The 4,721-nt window shown below is 68.2% G+C and carries 8 protein-coding genes; 2 read left to right on the plus strand and 6 right to left on the minus strand.

Features of this window, described 5'->3' with window-relative positions:
* From AC27VN_RS33150 to AC27VN_RS33170, 5 genes are all read right to left on the minus strand, one after another.
* The coding region (locus AC27VN_RS33150; RefSeq protein ID WP_490879315.1) for a hypothetical protein at window positions 1-231 on the minus strand (231 nt) is incomplete at its 3' end.
* Window positions 232-277: 46 nt separating this feature from the next.
* Window positions 278-811, minus strand: a complete 534-nt coding sequence (locus AC27VN_RS33155; RefSeq protein WP_093347913.1) for a chemotaxis protein CheW — start codon at window positions 809-811, stop codon at window positions 278-280.
* 19 nt (window positions 812-830) lie between these two features.
* The gene (locus AC27VN_RS33160) at window positions 831-1,196 is read right to left on the minus strand and encodes a response regulator (protein WP_057590818.1); all 366 of its coding nucleotides are present in this window, start codon (window positions 1,194-1,196) and stop codon (window positions 831-833) included.
* Window positions 1,197-1,595, minus strand: a complete 399-nt coding sequence (locus tag AC27VN_RS33165) for a response regulator (RefSeq protein ID WP_057590817.1) — start codon at window positions 1,593-1,595, stop codon at window positions 1,197-1,199.
* Between the two features lie 81 nt (window positions 1,596-1,676).
* The gene (locus AC27VN_RS33170; protein WP_007838397.1) at window positions 1,677-1,847 is read right to left on the minus strand and encodes a rubredoxin; all 171 of its coding nucleotides are present in this window, start codon (window positions 1,845-1,847) and stop codon (window positions 1,677-1,679) included.
* A 111-nt stretch (window positions 1,848-1,958) separates the two neighbouring features.
* On the opposite strand from AC27VN_RS33170, the gene thiD reads away from it, so the two are divergent.
* On the plus strand, window positions 1,959-2,924 hold the full coding sequence (gene thiD / locus AC27VN_RS33175; RefSeq protein ID WP_093347915.1) for a bifunctional hydroxymethylpyrimidine kinase/phosphomethylpyrimidine kinase: 966 nt from the start codon (window positions 1,959-1,961) through the stop codon (window positions 2,922-2,924).
* Between the two features lie 20 nt (window positions 2,925-2,944).
* Window positions 2,945-4,231: a glutamate-1-semialdehyde 2,1-aminomutase gene (hemL, locus tag AC27VN_RS33180; protein WP_490879316.1), complete on the plus strand. Its 1,287-nt coding sequence runs from the start codon at window positions 2,945-2,947 to the stop codon at window positions 4,229-4,231.
* 9 nt (window positions 4,232-4,240) lie between these two features.
* Here the strand turns inward: hemL and AC27VN_RS33185 are convergent.
* On the minus strand, window positions 4,241-4,721 hold a 481-nt coding region (locus tag AC27VN_RS33185), incomplete at its 5' end, for an amidase family protein (RefSeq protein ID WP_490879317.1).

The raw sequence follows: 4,721 nt of genomic DNA on the forward strand, positions 1-4,721 counted from the left end.
GGCGGCCTCGCCGCCATCGACCAGTGCACCGCCTTCGCTGAACGAGCCGGCGGCCGGCGCGCCGCCGAACGAACCGTCGCCCGGCGCGCGCGCGATGCGCACGGTTTTCTCGTCGGGGACCTGCACCGTGTCGACGTTGTCGATCGCGAGCGAACCCGAACCATCGACGCGGGCCTTGTCGTTGCCGCTGGCGGGCAGTAATTTCTTGAACTTGTCGGCGATCGAGCTCACGGTCGGTCCTTCAGGTGGTGGTCGGGTGCAGAGGCGCCTGTGACAGCTAGGCGCCGATACTCAGAAACTGGGGCTGCTGCGACAGCGCCTGCAGGTTGACTTCCTGCCAGCGTTCGCCGGCGGCGTCGATGTAGAGGTGCCCGGCCCAGGGCGGCGCATCGGCGCCCGGGGGCTCGGAGGCCGCGAAGGCCTCGACGCCGCGCAACCCTGCCAGCCGGTCGACCAGCAGCGCGCAGTTGACGTCGAGCAGCTCGTTGAGCGCGACCAGCCGCGACTGGATGCGGGCCGCTTCGCTGGCGGCCGGACCGCTGGGCGCGCCGCTGGCGAAGGCCGACAGCTGCACCACGCCGTAGAGGCCGCCGCGCAGATTGGCCACGCCGAGGAACCACGGCGCCGTGTAGGGCACGGGCTGCGGTGGCGTCCAGGGAAAGATTTCGCCGGCATGGCCGAGCGGGAACAGGTACTTGCCCTCGCCCGCCTCGACCGCGAGCCAGGTCGCGGCCACGCCGGTGGTGCGCGCGGCCTGCAGGCGGCTCGCCAGCCGGGACTGGAAGGCTCTCAGTGCGTCGCGATTCGCCATGGACTCGGCAGATCCGCGCTCAGTTCAGCGCGCTGATCTTCGACATCAGCTCCTGCGCGTTCACCGGCTTCACGATGTAGTCGCGCGCGCCCTGGCGCATGCCCCAGACGCGGTCGGTTTCCTGGTTCTTGCTCGTGCACAGGATGATCGGGATCGCGGCGTACTGCGGATCGCGGGCGATCGCGCGCGTGAGCTGGAAGCCGTTCTGGCCCGGCATCACCACGTCCATCAGGATCAGGTCGGGCTGGTCTTCCTCGAGGCGGCGCATGGCGTCCTCGGCGTTCTCGGCGGTCTTCACGGCGAAGCCGTTCTTGTGGAGCAGGTCGGACAGGAACACCAATTCAGTCTTGGAGTCGTCGACGACGAGGATTTTTCGAATGGGCATTTACTGCACTTCCTGTGAAACGTTGCCGAACTGCTGCACGGCCTGCAGCAGCTGGTCTTTGGTGAATGGCTTGGTCAGGTAGTCTTGCGAGCCGACCATGCGGCCGCGCGCCTTGTCGAACACGCCGTCCTTCGACGACAGCATCACGACCGGGACCTTGGAGAAATGAGCGTTGCGCTTGATGATGGCGCACGTCTGGTAGCCGTCCAGCCGCGGCATCAGGATGTCGCAGAAAATCAGGTGCGGCTTGTGGTCGTTAACCTTGGAAAGCGCGTCGAAGCCGTCTTCGGCGAGGAGAACCTCGTGACCACCCTGCTTCAGAAAAATCTCGGCACTGCGCCGGATGGTGTTGCTGTCGTCGATGACCAGCACCTTGTAACCTGATCCATTCGGGCCCATTGCAAAAGCTCCTGCTCATGAGACTTGGATGCCCGCCGCGCCGTACACCGGCGCAGATCGCGTAGCTCTATGCCATGCTTTTCAGATTTCAACCATTTCGAAGTCTTCCTTGCGCGCACCGCACTCGGGACAGGTCCAGTTCATCGGGACGTCGGCCCAGGCCGTGCCTGCCGCAATCCCGTCCTCCGGTACACCTACAGCTTCGTCATAGATCCACCCACAAATCAGGCACATCCAAGTTTTCGTATTCATCGGAGCTTAAAGTCCTTGTTCATTAAATGCAACGAGTGTATCTATGCGTATCTCACTGGCGCCGTGTAAACGTCGCGCCCATGCCACCATCCAGCGGATTCCGCCCGGCGTATGACCTTCCACTTACATCCAGCAGACAGCGTTGACAAACCGGGCGATCTTAACGATCCGCTGCCCGACGACGATGCATTGGCGGATCAGGACCTGAATCCCCCTTGCGTCCTGGTGTTCAATGCCAGCGACCCGAGCGGCGCCGGCGGCCTGGCCGGCGACGGGCTGGCCATGGGATCGGTGGGCGCCCACATGCTGCCGGTGGTGACCGGCGCCTACGCGCGCGACACGGCCGAGATCTTCGACCACTTCGCGTTCGACGAGGAGGCCATCGCCGAGCAGACCCGCGCCATCCTCGAGGACGTCGAGGTGCAGCTGATCAAGGTCGGCTTCGCGGGCACGCCCGAGGCGCTGAGCACCATCGCCGAGACCGCCGCCGACTACCCCGAGGTGCCGGTGGTGGCGTACATGCCCAACCTCTCGTGGTGGGACGAGAACGAGATCGACGCCTACCTCGACGCCTTCCGCGACCTGGTGCTGCCCCAGACCACGGTGCTGGTCGGCAACCACAGCACGCTGTGGCGCTGGCTACTGCCCGACTGGAGCGGCGAGCGCCCACCCGGCGCGCGCGACATCGCGATGGCGGCCGGCGAGTTCGGCGTGCCCTACACCCTGGTCACCGGCCTGGTGCTGCCCGACCAGTTCATCGACAACGTGCTGGCCTCGCCGCAGTCGGTGCTGACCAGCGAGAAGTACGAGCGCCTCGAGGCCGTGTTCTCGGGCGCCGGCGACACGCTGTCGGCCGCGCTGGCCGCGCTGCTGGCCAGCGGCACCGACCTGGTGGCCGCCACCACCGAGGCGCTGGCCTACATGGACCGCTGCCTCGACGCGGGCTTTCGCCCCGGCATGGGCCACGTGCTGCCCGACCGCCTGTTCTGGGCCGAACCCGAGCCCGAGGAGGACGATGGCGAGCCCGGCGACGACGTGCCCGACTTCGCCCTGCCGCCCCACGACACCCGCCACTGATTCCACTTTCCCCGTTCCAGATGCCCAATTCCGATCGCAACGACATCCTCTTCGAGCGCGCCCGCGCCGTGATTCCCGGCGGCGTGAACTCGCCCGTGCGCGCCTTCAAGGCCGTCGGCGGCACGCCCCGCTTCATCCAGCGCGCCGAAGGCGCCTACTTCTGGGACGCCAACGACAAGCGCTACATCGACTACATCGGCTCCTGGGGCCCGATGATCCTGGGCCACGGCCATCCGGCGGTGGTCGAGGCGGTGCAGAAGGCCGTGCTCGAGGGCTTCTCGTACGGCGCACCGACCGAGCGCGAAATCGAGCTGGCCGAGGCCATCCTCGCGCTGGTGCCCTCGATGGAGATGGTGCGCCTCGTGAGCTCGGGCACCGAGGCCGCGATGAGCGCGCTGCGGCTGGCGCGCGGCGCCACCGGCCGCAAGACCATCATCAAGTTCGAGGGCTGCTACCACGGCCACGCCGACGCGCTGCTGGTCAAGGCCGGCTCGGGCCTCGCCACCTTCGGCAACCCGACCTCGGCCGGCGTGCCGAGCGAGGTGGTGCAGCACACGCTGGTGCTCGAATACAACAACCTGGAGCAGCTCGAGGAGGCCTTCGCGCTGCACGGCAGCGACATCGCCTGCCTGATGATCGAGGCCATCGCCGGCAACATGAACTTCGTGCGCGCCACGCCCGAGTTCGCGCAGCGCTGCCGCGCGCTGTGCACGCAGCACGGCGCCCTGCTGATCTTCGACGAGGTGATGACGGGCTTTCGCGTCGGCCTGCACGGCGCGCAGGGCGTGCTGGGCATCCAGCCCGACCTCACGGTGCTCGGCAAGGTCATCGGCGGCGGCATGCCGCTGGCGGCCTTCGGCGGGCCGCGCGCCATCATGGAACAGCTCGCGCCGCTGGGCCCGGTCTACCAGGCCGGCACGCTCTCGGGCAACCCGGTGGCCACGGCCTGCGGCCTGGCCACGCTCAAGGAGATCGCCAAGCCCGGCTTCTACGAGGCACTGGGCCGCAAGACCCGCGCGCTGGTCGACGGCCTGAAGGCCGCGGCCGCCGCCGAGGGCCAGCCCTTCAGCGCCGACAGCGAGGGCGGCATGTTCGGCTTCTTCCTGATGAACGAACTGCCGCAGAACTACGCCAAGGTGATGACCACCGACAACGCGCAGTTCAACGCGCTGTTCCACGGCCTGCTCGAGCGTGGCGTGTACATCGCGCCCGCGCTCTACGAAGCCGGCTTCGTGAGCGCCGCGCACAGCGACGCGGACATCGCGGCCACCGTCGAGGCGGCGCGCGAGATCTTCAGCAAGCGCTGAGCGGGAGGCTCAGGCCGGGTCGATGGGCATCACCGGCCCGGCCTCGGCCTCGAGCACCTCGGCCGCCGCCAGGCACAGGTCCTCGCGGAAGCGATCGCTCACGAGCTGCACGCCCGTGGGCAGGCCCTGGCGCAGCCCCATCGGCACCGACAGCCCCGGCAGGCCCAGGATCGCGGTCGCCAGCAGCGGGCTCTGCGCATCGAGCAAGTCACGCATCGCGTCCGCGCCGCGCTGGTCGGCATCGACCGGGAACGGATGGCGCCACGACACCGGCATCAGCAGCAGCGGATGGCGCTGCAGGAACAGAGCCCAGTCGCGCATCAGCCCGGTGCGCGCGGCCAGCGCGCGCATGTAGGCCTCGGTGTCGAACGACGGCGCATGCGCGTCCATCGCGCGGTAGGCCTGGCGGATGGTCTGGTCGCCGTCGCGCAGCAGCGCCGGTTCCACCAGCAGCCGGCTGTCGGCCATGGTCAGCGCGAGCCACAGCTCG

It is taken from the genome of Variovorax sp. 20P10.2.4 (genome assembly GCF_058244205.1).